Origin of the sequence: Marinobacterium arenosum, from assembly GCF_019795155.1 — a bacterium.
GTDB classification, from domain to species: Bacteria; Pseudomonadota; Gammaproteobacteria; order Pseudomonadales; family Balneatricaceae; genus Marinobacterium_C; species Marinobacterium_C arenosum.
In genome coordinates, this window is sequence record NZ_JAILYN010000076.1 from 1 (window position 1) to 14815 (window position 14815).

12 protein-coding genes and 2 tRNA genes are annotated in these 14815 nt (G+C 56.8%); 7 read left to right on the plus strand and 7 right to left on the minus strand.

What is annotated here, in order from left to right:
• The first annotated feature begins 507 nt into the window (after positions 1-507).
• The 4 genes from K6T12_RS20290 (at position 508) to K6T12_RS20305 (ending at position 4914) form a co-directional block, all read left to right on the plus strand.
• Positions 508-2835: a methyl-accepting chemotaxis protein gene (locus K6T12_RS20290; RefSeq protein WP_222224794.1), complete on the plus strand. Its 2328-nt coding sequence runs from the start codon at positions 508-510 to the stop codon at positions 2833-2835.
• 126 nt (positions 2836-2961) lie between these two features.
• Positions 2962-3038, plus strand: a tRNA-Met gene (locus K6T12_RS20295).
• 686 nt (positions 3039-3724) lie between these two features.
• A complete protein-coding gene (locus K6T12_RS20300) occupies positions 3725-4690 on the plus strand; it encodes a zinc transporter ZntB (protein WP_222224795.1) in 966 nt (321 codons plus the stop codon).
• A gap of 147 nt (positions 4691-4837) precedes the next feature.
• Positions 4838-4914, plus strand: a tRNA-Met gene (locus K6T12_RS20305).
• 442 nt (positions 4915-5356) lie between these two features.
• On the opposite strand, the gene K6T12_RS20310 is transcribed toward K6T12_RS20305, so the two are convergent.
• The 4 genes from K6T12_RS20310 to K6T12_RS20325 all read right to left on the minus strand — a co-directional run bounded on the left by K6T12_RS20310 (position 5357) and on the right by K6T12_RS20325 (position 10151).
• The gene (locus K6T12_RS20310; RefSeq protein WP_222224796.1) at positions 5357-6535 is read right to left on the minus strand and encodes a hypothetical protein; all 1179 of its coding nucleotides are present in this window, start codon (positions 6533-6535) and stop codon (positions 5357-5359) included.
• The gene (locus K6T12_RS20315) at positions 6522-7565 is read right to left on the minus strand and encodes a nucleoid-associated protein (RefSeq protein ID WP_222224797.1); all 1044 of its coding nucleotides are present in this window, start codon (positions 7563-7565) and stop codon (positions 6522-6524) included. The genes K6T12_RS20310 and K6T12_RS20315 overlap by 14 nt, the downstream gene beginning before the upstream one ends.
• Before the next feature lie 431 nt (positions 7566-7996).
• On the minus strand, positions 7997-8407 hold the full coding sequence (locus K6T12_RS20320; protein ID WP_222224798.1) for a gamma-glutamylcyclotransferase family protein: 411 nt from the start codon (positions 8405-8407) through the stop codon (positions 7997-7999).
• Positions 8400-10151 carry an aconitase family protein gene (locus tag K6T12_RS20325; protein WP_222224799.1) on the minus strand — a complete coding sequence of 584 codons (1752 nt, stop codon included), beginning with the start codon at positions 10149-10151 and terminating at the stop codon, positions 8400-8402. Before K6T12_RS20325 ends, K6T12_RS20320 begins: the two co-directional genes overlap by 8 nt.
• A 127-nt stretch (positions 10152-10278) precedes the next feature.
• On the opposite strand from K6T12_RS20325, the gene K6T12_RS20330 reads away from it, so the two are divergent.
• Entirely contained in the window at positions 10279-10569 is a 291-nt protein-coding gene (locus K6T12_RS20330; RefSeq protein ID WP_222224800.1) for a hypothetical protein, read from the plus strand.
• A gap of 24 nt (positions 10570-10593) precedes the next feature.
• Here K6T12_RS20330 and K6T12_RS20335 read toward each other — a convergent pair whose 3' ends face one another.
• From K6T12_RS20335 to K6T12_RS20345, 3 genes are read right to left on the minus strand one after another with little or no spacing between them, the layout of a single operon-like run.
• Positions 10594-11049 carry a GNAT family N-acetyltransferase gene (locus K6T12_RS20335; RefSeq protein ID WP_222224801.1) on the minus strand — a complete coding sequence of 152 codons (456 nt, stop codon included), beginning with the start codon at positions 11047-11049 and terminating at the stop codon, positions 10594-10596.
• Positions 11037-11507, minus strand: coding sequence for a peptide-methionine (S)-S-oxide reductase MsrA (gene msrA, locus K6T12_RS20340; protein WP_222224802.1), 471 nt, complete (start codon positions 11505-11507; stop codon positions 11037-11039). Before msrA ends, K6T12_RS20335 begins: the two co-directional genes overlap by 13 nt.
• A gap of 6 nt (positions 11508-11513) precedes the next feature.
• Positions 11514-12062, minus strand: coding sequence for a DNA-deoxyinosine glycosylase (locus K6T12_RS20345; protein WP_222224803.1), 549 nt, complete (start codon positions 12060-12062; stop codon positions 11514-11516).
• Between the two features lie 187 nt (positions 12063-12249).
• Between K6T12_RS20345 and K6T12_RS20350 the strand changes: the two genes are divergently transcribed.
• Positions 12250-14304, plus strand: a complete 2055-nt coding sequence (locus K6T12_RS20350; protein ID WP_222224804.1) for a sensor domain-containing protein — start codon at positions 12250-12252, stop codon at positions 14302-14304.
• 91 nt (positions 14305-14395) lie between these two features.
• On the plus strand, positions 14396-14626 hold the full coding sequence (locus tag K6T12_RS20355) for an acetyltransferase (RefSeq protein WP_222224805.1): 231 nt from the start codon (positions 14396-14398) through the stop codon (positions 14624-14626).
• The last annotated feature ends 189 nt before the right edge of the window (positions 14627-14815 follow it).

The window sequence follows — 14815 nt, forward strand, 5'->3', positions numbered from 1 at the left end:
TCAACTGCTGATAACTCATGGTGGTACTTCTTCTACTTTGGCGAGCTGAAGCGTATCACTGTCAGCAGTTGGCCACCTCCCGCCTTTCAACCATGAGTGTTGCACTTATTATCTGAATTCAGGTTCCCGTATTTTCTGAAGTTTATCTTTATTCCTAGTTAAGCTTCTAGGGGAATTCTCTTACTGAAAAAGCGTCGTCATTTCTGATTGACGGGTTTTTTAAACCTGTTTGATTTCGTTTGCTCCTTTCCTGCCGACCTGTTCTGTGCATGCCCCGAAAATGCTGCGCTGCAGTGAAGTTGCTGCCTGTCTCGCTGCTTTCCTGCAGGGCTCGACCTCGTCGAATAATCATAGTATTTTCGAAAGTGTTTTAAGCTTGGAAATTGATTCAGGGCAGAGATATTGTGCTTGTTTGGCGTCTGATTTGCTTTTAATTCTCTGAGCTTGCTAGCGGAACGATCTCCAGCGGATCCATAAGATCCGGGAATTTGGATAAAGGATCGAAAAATGACAATAAAATCCCGCCTGCTCGTCTACTTGATCGGTATTGGCATTATCCCACTGATCTGTGCCGTTACCCTGATCGGCTATACAACCAACACCCAGGTCTACGATGCGCTCCACTCCAAGGTGACCGACTCCCTGGTCGCCACCCGTGAGATGAAGAAGGAGCAGATTCTCGAGTACTTCAATGAACTGGAACAGGTGATCCGCAGTATCGCCTTCAGTCCGGAAACCGCCAGCGCGATGACCGACCTGGGACGCGCCTTTGACGACTCCGCTCAACCCCATGATGATGAGCTGAAGAGCCTGGAAAGCTTTTATGGCGGCGCTTTCCTGAACCGTTACAGGGAGATCGATCCGGCGGTTGAGGCGTCGTCCATTAAACGCCTGTATGCAGCCCTCGATCCGTCGGCCAAGCACTATCAGGCCCGCTATATTAGCCAGAATCCCAATCCGTTGGGGGCTAAGCAGCAGCTTGATCAGGCGGAGAAGCGAGGCAAGTTCGCCGTCCGCTACGATCGATACCACGGTCAGTACCACCCTCAGCTGCTTGGCGTCTTGAAGCGGTTCGGCTTTTTCGACCTGTTCCTGGTGAACGACAAGGGGCGGGTGGTGTACTCGGTTAATAAGGAGTTGGATTACGCCAGCTCGCTGCAATCGGGCCCTTATCGCGAATCTGGCTTGGCTCAGGCCTGGCAGCAGGCCCGGCAGGCGAACCCCGGCGAGCTGTTCATGACCGATATCCAACCTTATGCGCCGTCCTATGGTGCGCCGGCAGCATTCATAGCGACGCCGTTGGTCAGGGACGACAAACCGCTTGGCACGCTGATCGTCCAGCTGCCGATCGATCGAATCAATCGGATCCTGTCCAGTGATCAGCAGTGGCCTGAGGTCGGCCTGGGGCAAAGTGGTGAGCTGTTCCTGGTGGGAGCCGACCAGCGGATGCGTTCCGAAAGTCGACTGTTGCTGGAGGGCAACCCGCAGTTCTTCGAGCAACTGGCCGAAACCGGCTGGCAGGACCGGCTTGAGGAGATTCGTCGTCAGCACACCAGTATTGCGTTGCAGCGGATCGATTCCGAAGCCGTCCGCCAGGCATTGGCCGGCGACAGTGGGGTGTTGAAGGCAATCGGCTATTACGGCCGGGAGGTGCTGTCCGCCTATACGCCACTCAGGGTCATGGGGCAGGATTGGGCGTTGTTGTCGGAGATCAGCACGGCCGAGGCTTTCGCCGACGAGCAACTGATACTGGACTCGATCACCCGGACCAGTGTGCTGGTGGTGGTGGCTGCCCTGGTTGCCGCCGTGCTGGCGGGGCTGTTGACCGCCCGGGTGCTGATCAACCCGTTGCGAATCCTGGTACAGACGCTGCAGGAGATCGCCCAGGGCGATGGCGATCTCAGTGTGCAGTTGAAGAGCGCCGGGCGGCGTGACGAAATCGGTGAGCTTTCCCAGGCGTTTAACGAGTTTGTCGCCAATATCCGGGGGGTGGTGCTCGAGGTTGCCCGCACCGCCGAAGACCTGACGCGGTTGTCCGGCGAGGTGCAACAGGATACCGGTACCACCAGTGGCAATATGTCCAGCCAGCGGGAGAAAACCCGTAGTATCGCCAGTGCGATGACCCAGTTCTCCGCGTCGATCGACGAGGTTGCGCGCAGCAGTCAGGAAACCCTCGAGTCGATGAATCGGGCGGATGAGGTGACGCTCTCGTCGGCCGAGAATGCAAGCAACTCCGCCCGGGAGATCGATCTGCTGGTCGAGGATACCCGCGCCTCGGCCGACTCGATCACCCGCTTGAACGGGGAGATCGAGCAGATCAGTACGGTACTGGAGACGATCAACGCGATCGCCGAACAGACCAGCCTGCTGGCACTCAACGCCGCCATCGAGGCGGCCAGGGCGGGGGAGCAGGGCCGCGGCTTCGCCGTGGTGGCCGACGAGGTGCGTACGCTATCGTCCCGTACCCAGGAGGCCACGGTCGAGATCCAGCGTAATATCGAGCAGCTGCGCAGTGCGGCCGAGGATTCGGTAAACCGGGTCAACGGTTCCATGCGACGGGCCGACCGGGGGATCGAGATGGCCAATCACACCGCCCAGGAGCTGGCCCGGATACGTGATCTGGTCAGTGAGGTGAAGACGATGCACGCGCAGATTACCTCGGCGGTCGGCGAACAGCAGGGTACCGTCAAGATGATGGAGAGCGATATCGTCGACATCGACAACCTGTCGGGGATTACCCTCGAAGGCACGGATCGTGCGGCAAGCCGAGCGGATCGCTTGCAAACGATGGCCGGCCAGCTGCATGACCTGGTGGGGCGTTTTCGTACCGGCTGAGTATCGAAAGCGGGCTGCCCGGCCGGTGATTTAATCACTCGCCGGTTTTTTTACAGTTTTTTGCAGATTGTTTCGATTTTCGCTTGACGGCCTTGGTGGGTGTCTATAATATTCGCACCTCGTTGATGCGGGGTGGAGCAGTCTGGTAGCTCGTCGGGCTCATAACCCGAAGGTCGTTGGTTCAAATCCAGCCCCCGCTACCAATTTTAGAAAGCCTGATTTCGAAAGAAGTCAGGCTTTCGTCGTTTCTGAGTGGCTAAAAAACGCGTCGGGCTCGACTCTTATAGCTCCGCGGGAAGGTCATTGGCCTTCATATCCAGCTTCGCTACCACATTCAGAAAGGCAGTCTTAGGACTGCCTTTCGTCGTTATGTGGCAGAAAAAGCTTATCGGGCTCGACTCGTTATGGCTCCGCGGGGAAGATCGTTGACCTGGGCGGCCCCATCCAAATCCAGCCCCCGCTACCAATTTCTGTTGTAGGGCGTACTTCAGTGCGCCACCGCCGCAGGCGGTTTTGCAGTACTGCGGCCTTCTGGTTGACTGATACCCGAAGCGCGCGCCGAATCCCCCTAAAATGTTTGTCCTGGCCTCTTAACCCAACAGCGTTTCGCCTTAGGACTGCTCTTCGTCGTTTTGGGGCGAGACAAAAACCTCATAGGGTTTTGTTCTCTATAGATCTCAATGGCTCATCGGCGATGGCCGTTGTGTTTGATCTCCAATGTTTACAACCCCGCCCAATCCCCTTCAACGTACTCAATTGCAAATAAAAAATGCTGGAGGTGACTGTTCCTTTCCGCAATTGCGGTGGATACTCGGCAGAGGTGTGCGGCGCTTGCTTGGTTGTGCCCCCTGGGATTATCTGAAGGCGTTTCTGGTTGAGGGCGAAAGGAATGCAGGGACTGATACATGCACTGCTGATGGATGGGAAAGGGGCCGCGCAGCAACTGGATTGGCAGCAGGCGATGGCGGTGTCGCCGGAGCAGGGTGTGCTCTGGATTCACCTCGATTATGCGGATTCGCAGGCGGCCGATTGGCTGGTCCGTGATGCCGGGATCGATCCGCTGGTGGCTCAGGCGCTGCTGGACGAGGATACCCGGCCCCGCGCGCATGATTATCCGGGCGGTGTTCTGCTGGCGCTACGCGGCGTCAACCTTAATCCGGGCGAGGATCCGGAAGATATGGTGGCGATCCGGCTCTGGCTGGAGTCGGGCCGTATTATCAGCACCCGTAAACGGCAGCTGCTGTCTATCGCCGATATCCGGGCCAGTCTGTTGGCGGGCAAAGGACCGCGTACCCCGGGTGGGGTGATGGTGACGCTGAGCAAACTGCTGATCGGCCGAATGAGTGCCGTGATCGACCAGATCGAGGAGCAGACCACCGAGCTGGAAGAGCTGATGTTGGAAAGTACCACTGTTCAAGCCCGTGATCAGCTGTCCCAGTTACGTCGCAAGATCATTGCTCTGAAACGGTATCTTTCACCTCAGCGAGAGGCGCTGGAGGAGTTGCAGCAGATGGATGCGGAGCTGTTCAACGATATCGACCGCATGGGGCTGCGGGAGAGTAATGATCGGTTGATGCGTTATATCGAAGATCTCAACGAAGCTCGCGAACGGGCGGCAGTGCTGCATGAGGAGACCATTAACCGGGCGACGGATCTGATGAACCAGCGCATGTACGTACTGTCATTGGTCGCTGCTATCTTCCTGCCGCTGGGATTCCTGACCGGCCTGCTGGGGATCAATGTCGGTGGCATACCGGGCAGTGACTACCCCTGGGCCTTCCTGATTTTTCTCGTCATCCTGACGGTGACTACAGCCGGCATTTATTGGTTTTTCAAGGTAAGACGCTGGCTGTAACCCTGTTTTTATTAGGCTTTTACCGTGGACTCTCGATTAATTCATGTTGTTTTAGGTTGAAAATTGAACAAATATTAATTGTTTGGATTTATTTTCAATCTTTGCTTGACGGGACTGAACCCTGACCGTATTATACGCCCACGTTGATGCGGGGTGGAGCAGTCTGGTAGCTCGTCGGGCTCATAACCCGAAGGTCGTTGGTTCAAATCCAGCCCCCGCTACCAATTTCAGAAGGCCAGCTTTTTAGCTGGCCTTCGTCGTTTCTGGCGGGCAAAAAAGCTTGTCGGGCTCGACTCTTTATGTAGCGCGTCGAAAAGTTTGCGAGGCTGCGACGCATTGTTAGCGGTACGCGTTTCAGCTTGGTTGACACAGTGAGCGGTGCTGTCGCTCCGCCACCAGCCCCACCGGCTGAGTCATTGGATAGCCCTCGGAGGCCTTCCTCAACCTAGTTGCCCACTGCCTTTGTATTGTACACCCATTAAACAGCGCCTTATCATTGCAGGCAGTGCCATGTACGCATAATGCTATTGCGCGCGGCGGCTCCGGCTTGGCATCGGTAGGGTTGATGCAGGTTCGACTCCTGTCGCTGCACTCTGTCGTTTAAGGCTGAAGCCTCAGATCGACTGGTCTACACGACTACCCAAGTATCCTTATCCAGTAGCCAGATCAGCACAGGCCAATCAGGGCCACGAGCGGATCAAAGAATGTCCCTGTAGATCCCCATACGGCAATTGAGCCTATAAATGACAGGCTGACGACAGCATCCACTATTCGAACCAGGCATCTTTGGTGCTTCAGACGCGTCTTAATCTTGTCATAAATATCACTGAACCGGTTGGCGATCGCTTTGTGCTCATGCTCGATCTTATACCATTGGTGGTTCACTTCATCTTCTATGGCATCCAAGGTGTTCTTCTGATTCCTGATGAGCAGGTCCATAAAGACCGTGAAGGCTAGCATGCCTGCAACCATGAAAAGGTTCTTGGTTGAAAACGTGTCACCTGGCTCCATCTGACTACCAACAAGCACCAAGGCTAACGGCACGGCCAGCAGCTGGTTCTGAATATCGGAAAACACCTTGTTCAGCTTGAAAATGAACTCCAGTTTTTCTTTTTCTACCTCGTGGCGGACCTTCTTAAACGAGAACTCAGAAACATATAACTCATACCCTTGAGTGACGTTCTGAATGAATACGTCAAACTGTTCAAGGAGATTGGACAGGCGATATGTGGAGCTGCTGTGTTTCGCCTCCAGCACTTCAATCAACGCGGTTTTGATAATCGTCAGCTTCTGCTCCTGGTGCTGCTTGGAATCGATAAAGTGCTGTTTAAAGTCCGGTAAGCCTTCGAGCGGTTTCAGGATGTCTGCATCATAATCCAGCACCAAAGTGACCTTACGCCCCTTCAAGAACACCAGGTTCTGTTGGCCATCTGATGCAACATACTCGTGCTCTGCCAAACCTTTCAAGACGGTAATCAGCTGAAGCGTATCCAGATAACCCCTAATCGGATCAGGAGTCTCTGTGGCACTCTCGGTGTCACGTTCGTGATAGTAATTCAGCCCAGCGATATAAAAGCGCCGGGGGCAGTCCAGCTTGTGGGCTTTGATGAGCCCTGCCAAATCAACCGCAAAAAACGCCCCCGGCCTACCCGGCATCCTAACATCAAGCTGACGAGTTTGAGGATTGCTGCTCTCTAGTAGCTCCAAACGGTCAAGATCGGCCTCGACTGCGCCGAAATCCTTTCCTTCCGGCAGTAGGCCATAGAAACACCGGTCATCTACTGTGCAGCCCTGCAGCTCACCGTAAAGCTCTGCTGTTAGCCTCAAGCTCTCATTCGGAATCATCGTCTGCCAGAGCCTGTTCAATTTGCTCTACAAGGGCCGGACTGGCGTTCTGTATGATCAGATTAGAGCCGTTCAGGCATATACGTTTCTGCACCAAGTCATCAACATCAAACGCAACCCTGATATTGCCGCTGGCCTTGCCCGTAATACGCTGAAGCTTTTTATACGTACCGGGGTGAGGGGCAAACTCATCATTGAGTTGATAACCACTGTCACGGACAAAGTTGCGGAACTCTTCTGGGGCACGATCATTGATGATGCCGGAGAGTGCCTCGAGATTGATCTCCTCGCGGTTCCGGGTTTTTTCTTGGCAATACTCAAAAGTCCTTTGACGGGCCTCGCGTGCTTTCTCCCTGCTCCAGGCATCGTCTCCATTGTCGGGAGCAATTTTAGTATTGGTGTAGGCTTGGAGAGCTTCAAGCAGCACCATCGTGTTCTGCTTGGAATCCGTATAGTCGGTGCAGCCTAAAGCCTCACGAAAGTACTTTGTAACATCCTCCTTACCAGACCGCTTCTTCACGAACGACAGATACGGGTGTTCATTTCCCTGCCATTTTGCAATATCAATTCTAGCGGCCTCGTGTAGGTGGTCGACATCCAGAGAGAGCAGTCGCAGTAGTTCTTTGGTGTCTTGATCAACGCCGGTGCTTTCTCTCATCTTCAGCATGCCAATCAAAAGCCAATCGCGGTCCATATTGGTATAACGAACCAATAACGCATAGCCTCCTGTGGCAAAAAGCTGCCCGCTCATTTTGGCCGCAATCAAGTCCAGCGCGATGCCTGACAGCTGTATGAAGTCAGTACTTCCCTCATAGTATTCCTGTAACTGTCCAGAGAATGGATAGAGAACTTGGTTCGCATCAAATGTGCCGTAGCCATTAGATACACGGTTATATATCCCAAGGACTTCGGTAAGAAGCTTATTCAAGGTAGCCTCTACTGGCAGAAGGTCTTCTCGAAGGTCTACTTGAACTGTTTCCGAACCGCTGTCTTTGTCAATGCGGTGGATGATGGCTTCCGTGATTTCCATTGCATGTCCTTTGTCAAAAAGTTCCCTAACTCTTCGAATTTGACCTGCAATGGAGGTCTGGGTCAATCCCTGCCAATAGAGAGATTGGACCCATCGAAGTTAGGATAGCAGTACGTCTTCATGTCGCCCGCACCAGCACCACCGGCTGAGTCACCGTCAGTCATAAACTACCGCTACTGGAATCCCCATCCGGGCACTCCTGTCTACGCCGGCACCGCGCGGCTCGAGCAAGGTTCCGGTAGTAGCGGGCTCCGACCGCGACTGGGGTGACCGCCGAATATTGCTTAAAGCTTCGAGCGGGCAAGTGTCTGAATGAATTTCAGTTTTCGTAGTGAGCGCTGTAAACGGGCTTGCTGCGGTGATTATTTCTCAAAATATTGGCTGATTGCCGCTGGGTGATCTCGTGCTGGAGGGGGCTGGTAACGCGCTCCTCAATCCAGCCGGTAATCGGGCAGATCTTCGGCGATAAAACGCTCCAGGTTCCAGGGAGTATTGCTGAGCAGGCCGTGGCTGTGGTCGACCAGGCAGTAGACCCAGGCGGTGTGCTGTTTGCCGTCGTCGGTTACGACCTCCAATAGCAGGCGTTGGTAGATCGCACCTTCGTAGTCGTCCAGCCGAATCAGTGCCTCGGCGTCGACGCCCTGGTACAGAATGCCGGCTGTTCGCTCGGACGGATCCCGGACCACGGCCGGGTAGGCGGCATTGCGCACCCGGCGGCAACGATAGCCGGACAGCACGGCGGGCTGGCCGGTTGAGAGCGGACGGCCGATCACTTCTGTCATGATCGATTCGACCTGCAGGGTGCCATAGGCGAACAGCAGTGACGGCACGGCTTTAGCCATCACTGCACTCCATCAGTTGTCGTAGCAGGTAGCACAGACTGCCGCCGTGCAGATAATCGCGTACCTCGTCGGCACTATCCAGCCGTAGCAGCAGTTCCACCAGTTCGCGACGGCCGTTGCTGCGCTGGATGGTCATCACCAGGTCCTGCTGCGGCATCGGGTCTTTCGGCAGGTCGATCTCCAGCCGCTCGTCGCCCTGCAGCTCCAGGGCCTGCCAACTGTCGCCGTACAGGAACTCCAGCGGCAATACACCGGCGGCGGCCAGGTCTGCACGCAGGCCTTCCTCGAACGACTCGGCGATCACCGCCTTGACGCCGCGCAGTCGTATACCCCGGGCGGACAGGTTTTGATCGGAGCCGTACCCGCTGCCGGCGAAAATTATCAATGGGCAGTGGTCGCTGTTAACACCGCAGGGGGGCGGCGGCTCGTTGCCAGTAGAGTCGTCCAGCAAGGCCAGGATTCGGGCATCTTTAATCGGTCGGCCATCCGTTGGCTGACCGGCGGCAATACCGTCGAACAGCGCGGCGGGCTTAAGCTGGGGCGAGTTGTCTTGCCAAGGGGAGGTCGGGGATGCCTCTGAGTTGATCGGCTGCCGGAGCAGCCCAAGATCGCTCAGTTGTCTTTGGCTCTCCGCTTCGACCGATGAGGTATATGCCGAGGCGGTGGGTTCCAGCTGCGAAAGATCCAGCTCTATTGTCTGACTGAACAGCGGCGTCGGTTGGCTGCCGTCGCGCCAGAGCCCCTGGGTTTTGGCGTACTGCTCGATCAGCGCCCGTTGTTGTTCGTCGTGGCCGGCCCGCTGCAGGCCATTCAACGCCTCGGCATCCAGTGGAAAGAAGGCGCTGCGTGCGCCCTGTTGCAATGCTGTCTGGGCCAATCGGTAACGCTCGGCCAGAGGCAGCCGGTCGAGGCCGTTGCCGAAGAACTCAACCAGCTGTCCGTTTGCGCCGGCGTGGTGCAGCTGTTCGGTCAGCAGCTCGGCCAGTTCGGCGGTGTTGTAGTTGGCTGGCAGTCGGCCGCTCAGTTCCACGCCGATCACTTCCGGTATGGCGACTGACAGGGGCTGGTCGAGCATAGCTGTGGTTGCCTGGACAGTGCCGACCTGCCAGCCGAGGCTGCCGAGCGCACTGCAGAGGGGGCCGTGCTGGCTGGTTGCTGCGCAGTTATCGGGATGGACGCAGCGTATTTCGTTTTGCTGGACGGTGCTGATGCCGACTGCCTGATCCATAAGAGGACGCTGAAGAGCGCCTTCAATGCCTGGCGATGCTATCCGAATATTGCCAAAGGCATTCTGGCTCCAGGCCAGTAATTCATCAGGTGACTGCCGGTGTTGTTGATCGTTCAGCCGGGATTGCTCGACCAGGATCTCGACAGGTATCGATGGATTGACTCGCTCCGCTGGCAGACCGGCGGCAGCCAGGGTATCGCGCATCGATGCCAGGTCGACCATCGCCATAGTCGCATTGGTAGCGTCCATGATTAGCCGGGCCGGCCGGAAGGGGATGGCGGGGCCGCTCTGGCAAGTTAAGCCGCAATTCACCAGTGTTGCGATATCTGTAACGGTAACAATTTCGCCATCTTCGTGACGCAACAGGTTTTCCAGCCAGACTTTCAGCGATAATGGTAGTCTGTTGAGGTCGCCCAACTGTTCAGCTGCGGCACGTAGACTGAAATAGTCATAGGAATGATTATTGACGGTCAGGGTGCGGCGGGTATTTAAACTATCCTGTCTGGGCGCTGTCACTGCGTATCCTGCGATGCGGTAAAGTTGGCATGAATTAGATGTCGAACCACTATGGTAGGGGATTTTGAACGGTTATCCCATCCACTGGAATAACCGGGCCCGATAGTTCGTAAAGAGGAAGAGTTAGATGAACCGGACCAAGATTATTGTGCTGGGATTGTTGGCATTTACGATGGTGGGCTGTGCTGGTGCGCCGAGCCAGACGCGGTTGGACCTGACCTGTCGGGACGGGATCAGCCAGGCCTATGATGCGCTCAGCCTGGCGCGTAGCAAGGGCTTCAGCGGTACTGTGGCCTGGTCGAAAGCCAGTGCTTTGCTGGCCGGCGCAAAGGTGCAGGAACAGGTGGAAGATTACGCTGGCTGCCTGGATAAGGTGAATAAGGCTAATTTCTATATCCGCCAGTCCCAGGGACTGTAACGCTGCCGAGCGTACGTTTGGTCTTTACTGCTTGGGTTTTATGGAGTCGCTGTAGACCATCAGCTGCAGCTGCTCGCCGCGCTGCAGGTAGCGTTGCCACTGCCGGTACAATATTGGTGGCGCCAGTTCCCGGGCATCGATAAAGCCCTGTTTCCGGTAGAAGCCGGCTTGGGGATCAAACGGCAGGCAGTAGCAGGGCGAGCGGATCAACTCGCTGTGCAGCTGCTGCAACAATCGGGCGCCCAAGCCACAGCCCCTTAACGTCTTGTCCACCCACAACCCGCGTAGCAGCTGGCCCCAGGGCAGGGGTTCCAGCCGCAACGCGGCAATGATCTCCCCTTGCTGCTGAAGCGCAAAGCTGCGGTGCTCTGCCCGGGCGCGGCCCTTGTGGCCGTGCCGCTTGTAGAACCGGTTCAGCAGGTGCAGCTGGTCGCTTTCGATCCTTGCCAGCTGCAATGCTGCTCCGGTCAGATCTGGCATGAACCCATGCCGCGCTTGGCCAGGTATTTCTGGTGATACTCTTCCGCCCGCCAGAAGCTGGCGGCATCGACGATCTCGGTCACGATTGGCGCGTTGAATGCGCCGCTGGCATCCATCGCCGCCTTGCTGGCTTCGGCCAGGGCGCGCTGGTTGTCGTCATGGACAAAGATCGCCGAGCGGTATTGGCTGCCCACATCCGGCCCCTGGCGGTTGAGAGTAGTCGGGTCGTGGGCCTGCCAGAAGGTGTTTAGCAGGCTGTCGTAATCGACCTGGTTCGGATCGAAGGTCAGCTGCACCACTTCGGCATGGCCGGTGCGGTCGGTGCAGATCTCCTGGTAGCTTGGATCGTTCAGGCTGCCGCCCATGTAACCGACGGCGGTCTCGATAACGCCCGGCACGGCGGCGAAGCGGGCTTCCACGCCCCAGAAGCAGCCGGCGGCAAAGGTGGCTGTTTGCATCTTAAGTTACTCCTTTGTTGGTTGCCCGGTATCTGGCAGCGGCTTTGCCCGATAGTTCAGCAGTTGTCGCCAGTGGGCCAGCTTGTCGGCGGGTGTCAGGCGGGCATTGGCCGGGCTGGTGGAGGGCAGCCGCTGCAATCGTATTGGTCTTGGCAGGATTATATCGCCGTTTCTCAGGCCGCGCCGGAACAGTGTTTCGGCGGTGCCGCCATTGAAGAAGATCCGCTCGATACGGTGGCAGTCTTGCAACAGTCCGGTCAGGTTGTTGTAGGCGATGCTGTTAGGTTCGATGGCGCTGTCCAGGCTGCCCTGCCTGCGGCAGTTGGCCAGGACGTCCCAGAGTGCGATGCCGTGTTGTCGCAGTGCCTCGATACGTTGCTGATAGCTGCTGTCGGCCGGTAGCTGCAGCAGTGCTTCGACAATCGGCCAGAAGGCGTTGCGCGGATGGGCGTAATACTGTTCTGCCTGCAGTGAGCGCTCACCGGGCATGGAGCCGAGGATCAGTATCCGGGCGCGCTGGTCGGCGATACAGGGGAAGCTGCTGATGGTGGTCATAGCCCACCTTAGCCAGTTGCTGATGACAGGGCAATGGCGGTGCCATTTTGTAGCGATTGAGTCACCTTTCGGGTCTCTTGGGAGCGTTTTCGGGAACCTTTATGTCATTGAAGGGGGGCGTTTATTGCTGGCGATCCAGGGCGCTTCGGCTACGCTGAAACAATGACCAAACATTGGTGGCACCGCCATGGAATTAACACTGACGTTTCTATTTCTGGCTCAGGTGATTCTGGTATTCGTACTGATGATACGGGTAGTCAGAAAAAATGCGTCAGGGGGGCTGCCGAGCGGTGTTCGCTGGCTGGTGGCGGTTTTTTTTACCTTTACCCTGCTGTTTGTCGTTATCTATCCCGAGCTGCGTCTGCAGGTGCTGTTTGAGGAGAATGTGGCAGCCGGCCTCTTCGAACCACTGTATCCCACCCTGGGATTGCTGGTTGCGCTCTGTGGTCTGTTCGGTTTAAACCGTTTGATGCATGCCTGGCAGCACCAGCAGAGCCGGATTGTCCTACTGGAGAACGATCAGCAGCGCTTTGCCAAGAGCCGGCTGCAGCATGAGCAGGAAATCTTGGCGATAAAACGGCTCTATCAGCAGTCGTCCCATCCGGTATTTCTGTATTGGCAGCAACGGATCATCGAGACCAACGAGGCGGCGGTGGAGTTGTTGGGCCGCAAGAATCGTGACCAAGTGCTGGGACGCGCGTTAACCGACCTGCTGATCAACGATATCGAGCAGCGGGAAGCGTTGGAGAGTTGGCTGAAGGATTGTCAGCAGCAGGGGTGTGACCGGCTGCAGACCGCCTTCGAGCATCAATTGGGGGGGGAGGTGCCGGTCGAGCTCAGTGCTCTGCCAATCTATTACCGCAGTCGCACGGTGCTGCTGATCTGGTGTCGGGATATGACTGCTGAACTGCGCCACCAGGCACGCCAGACGAGGGTGGAGCGACGGCTGCAGGCGGTACTGGAGGCCAATGACCTGGCGGTAGTGGAATGGGCGCAGGATGGTACGTTGCTGACCGTCGATCCCCGCCTGGCGGAGCTGATGCACTGGTTGCCGGAATCGCTGAAAGAGGGGATGGATTTCTGTGACTGGTGGCTGGAACGGTGCGAGCCCCGGGATCGTCGCCGGCTCAGTGAGCAACTGACCGAGCTGGACCAGGGGCGTAGCCCGTTTATCAGTGGTCAGTTTCGGGTGTCCACCCTGCAGGGCGACAGTGCCGAACTGGTCCATCAGAGTACCCTGGTCGAGCAGGATGGCCGCAGCATCATTATCAGCTGCTTTGCCGATCTGACCGAACGTTACGCCGACGAGCGCCTGTTGAAGCGGTTGTCTGCGGCGGTTTATCACAGCTCTACGGCCACTGTGGTGCTCGACCAGGATCTGCGGGTCGAATATGTAAACCCGGCGTTCGCCCGCTTCGTCAAGCGAAGCCGGCTGGAATGCACCGGCATGACCCTGCCCAACCTGGGCGAATGCTTCGTTGATTCGGAGCAGCGTACGCGCTGTTTGCGCACCATTCAGGCCGGCCGCAGCTGGCGTGGTGAATTGAAGCTCGCGAACAGTGATAAAAGCGTACGCTGGCTGCAGGTCACCGTGACACCGGTCGATACCGGCAGCGGTATACAGTACGTGATGGTGGCGGAGAACATCACGCTATTGAAGGAGCGTGCCCGTCGCCTGTCGCGTAAGGCGTTGTATGACAACCTGACCGGTTTACCGAACCGCTATCTGTTCCTCGATCGGCTGGAGCACGCACTGGCCGCTCAACAGCGTGACGGGGTCGCGGCAGCATTGATGTTTATCGACCTCGACAACTTCAAACCGATCAATGACACCTATGGCCATGGTACCGGTGACGACCTGCTGAAAGAGGTGGCTGCACGGCTCAAGAGCACGGTCCGGGAGGAAGACACGGTGGCTCGATTGGGGGGCGACGAATTTGTCGTGCTGCTGCGCAACGTGGAGAAACCGGACCGGGTTCAGGAGGCGGCGCAGCGCATCGCCGAGGCGATGGCCCGGCGGGTGAATCTGCCGGGGGATATAGAACTGGATCTGTCGCTCAGCATCGGCCTGGCGCTGGCGCCGGAGGACGGTGAGACCGCCCAGCAGCTGATGGACCATGCCGACCAGGCGATGTACAACGCCAAGAAATGGCAGGGTCTCAAGTGTATCCGTTATGGCGACCCGGATGCCGAGCCGGATCCGGAACAGGCGGCCGAGCCGTCGCGCCGGGCAGCGGTTTGAGCGTTGGGTTGGTGACATGGCGAGTGGCGTATCGGCCTGGGCTGACCTATGCCTTGAATAACGGTATCGAACTGAACAAGCGGAGTACGTCATGTATCTGAAAGAATCTGCCAGTGGTCATCTGGTTGAGGTGATCGCGCTGAGCGACCTGTTCGATCCCTATCAAACCGAACTGACCGGCCGTAGTCATTACGGCGAGGAGGCGCAGGATCCTGAGCGGTTCGAAAAGCGCAGCCTGGTGTTTCCCTCCGGCGAAACCCTGCCGCGTTGCTGGCTGGATCCGCATTATCGGGACCATGAACTGAAGCGTCGAACATCCTGATCTGCCCAGCATTAGTCTGCGGCAGGCTGTGAAAAACATTAGAAAACAAAAAAGCCCGCGGTAGCGTAATGCCGATCAGTTAAGCTCATTGAGCCGCTGATTCTGCGAAAGAAAATCCGGAATCCTTAGGCAGGATTCCGGATTTTTTCTTTTCGAAGATTTCAGGGGAAAAGTCGAACTGGACCATAT

Excerpts from the sequence above, each read along its gene's own strand:
- K6T12_RS20290 (WP_222224794.1), top strand. The coding sequence starts at position 508 with ATGACAATAAAATCCCGCCTGCTCGTCTACTTGATCGGTATTGGCATT.
- K6T12_RS20300 (WP_222224795.1), top strand. The coding sequence starts at position 3,725 with ATGCAGGGACTGATACATGCACTGCTGATGGATGGGAAAGGGGCCGCG.
- K6T12_RS20310 (WP_222224796.1), bottom strand. The coding sequence starts at position 6,535 with ATGATTCCGAATGAGAGCTTGAGGCTAACAGCAGAGCTTTACGGTGAG.
- K6T12_RS20315 (WP_222224797.1), bottom strand. The coding sequence starts at position 7,565 with ATGGAAATCACGGAAGCCATCATCCACCGCATTGACAAAGACAGCGGT.
- K6T12_RS20320 (WP_222224798.1), bottom strand. The coding sequence starts at position 8,407 with ATGGCTAAAGCCGTGCCGTCACTGCTGTTCGCCTATGGCACCCTGCAG.
- K6T12_RS20330 (WP_222224800.1), top strand. The coding sequence starts at position 10,279 with ATGAACCGGACCAAGATTATTGTGCTGGGATTGTTGGCATTTACGATG.
- K6T12_RS20335 (WP_222224801.1), bottom strand. The coding sequence starts at position 11,049 with ATGCCAGATCTGACCGGAGCAGCATTGCAGCTGGCAAGGATCGAAAGC.
- msrA (WP_222224802.1), bottom strand. The coding sequence starts at position 11,507 with ATGCAAACAGCCACCTTTGCCGCCGGCTGCTTCTGGGGCGTGGAAGCC.
- K6T12_RS20345 (WP_222224803.1), bottom strand. The coding sequence starts at position 12,062 with ATGACCACCATCAGCAGCTTCCCCTGTATCGCCGACCAGCGCGCCCGG.
- K6T12_RS20350 (WP_222224804.1), top strand. The coding sequence starts at position 12,250 with ATGGAATTAACACTGACGTTTCTATTTCTGGCTCAGGTGATTCTGGTA.
- K6T12_RS20355 (WP_222224805.1), top strand. The coding sequence starts at position 14,396 with ATGTATCTGAAAGAATCTGCCAGTGGTCATCTGGTTGAGGTGATCGCG.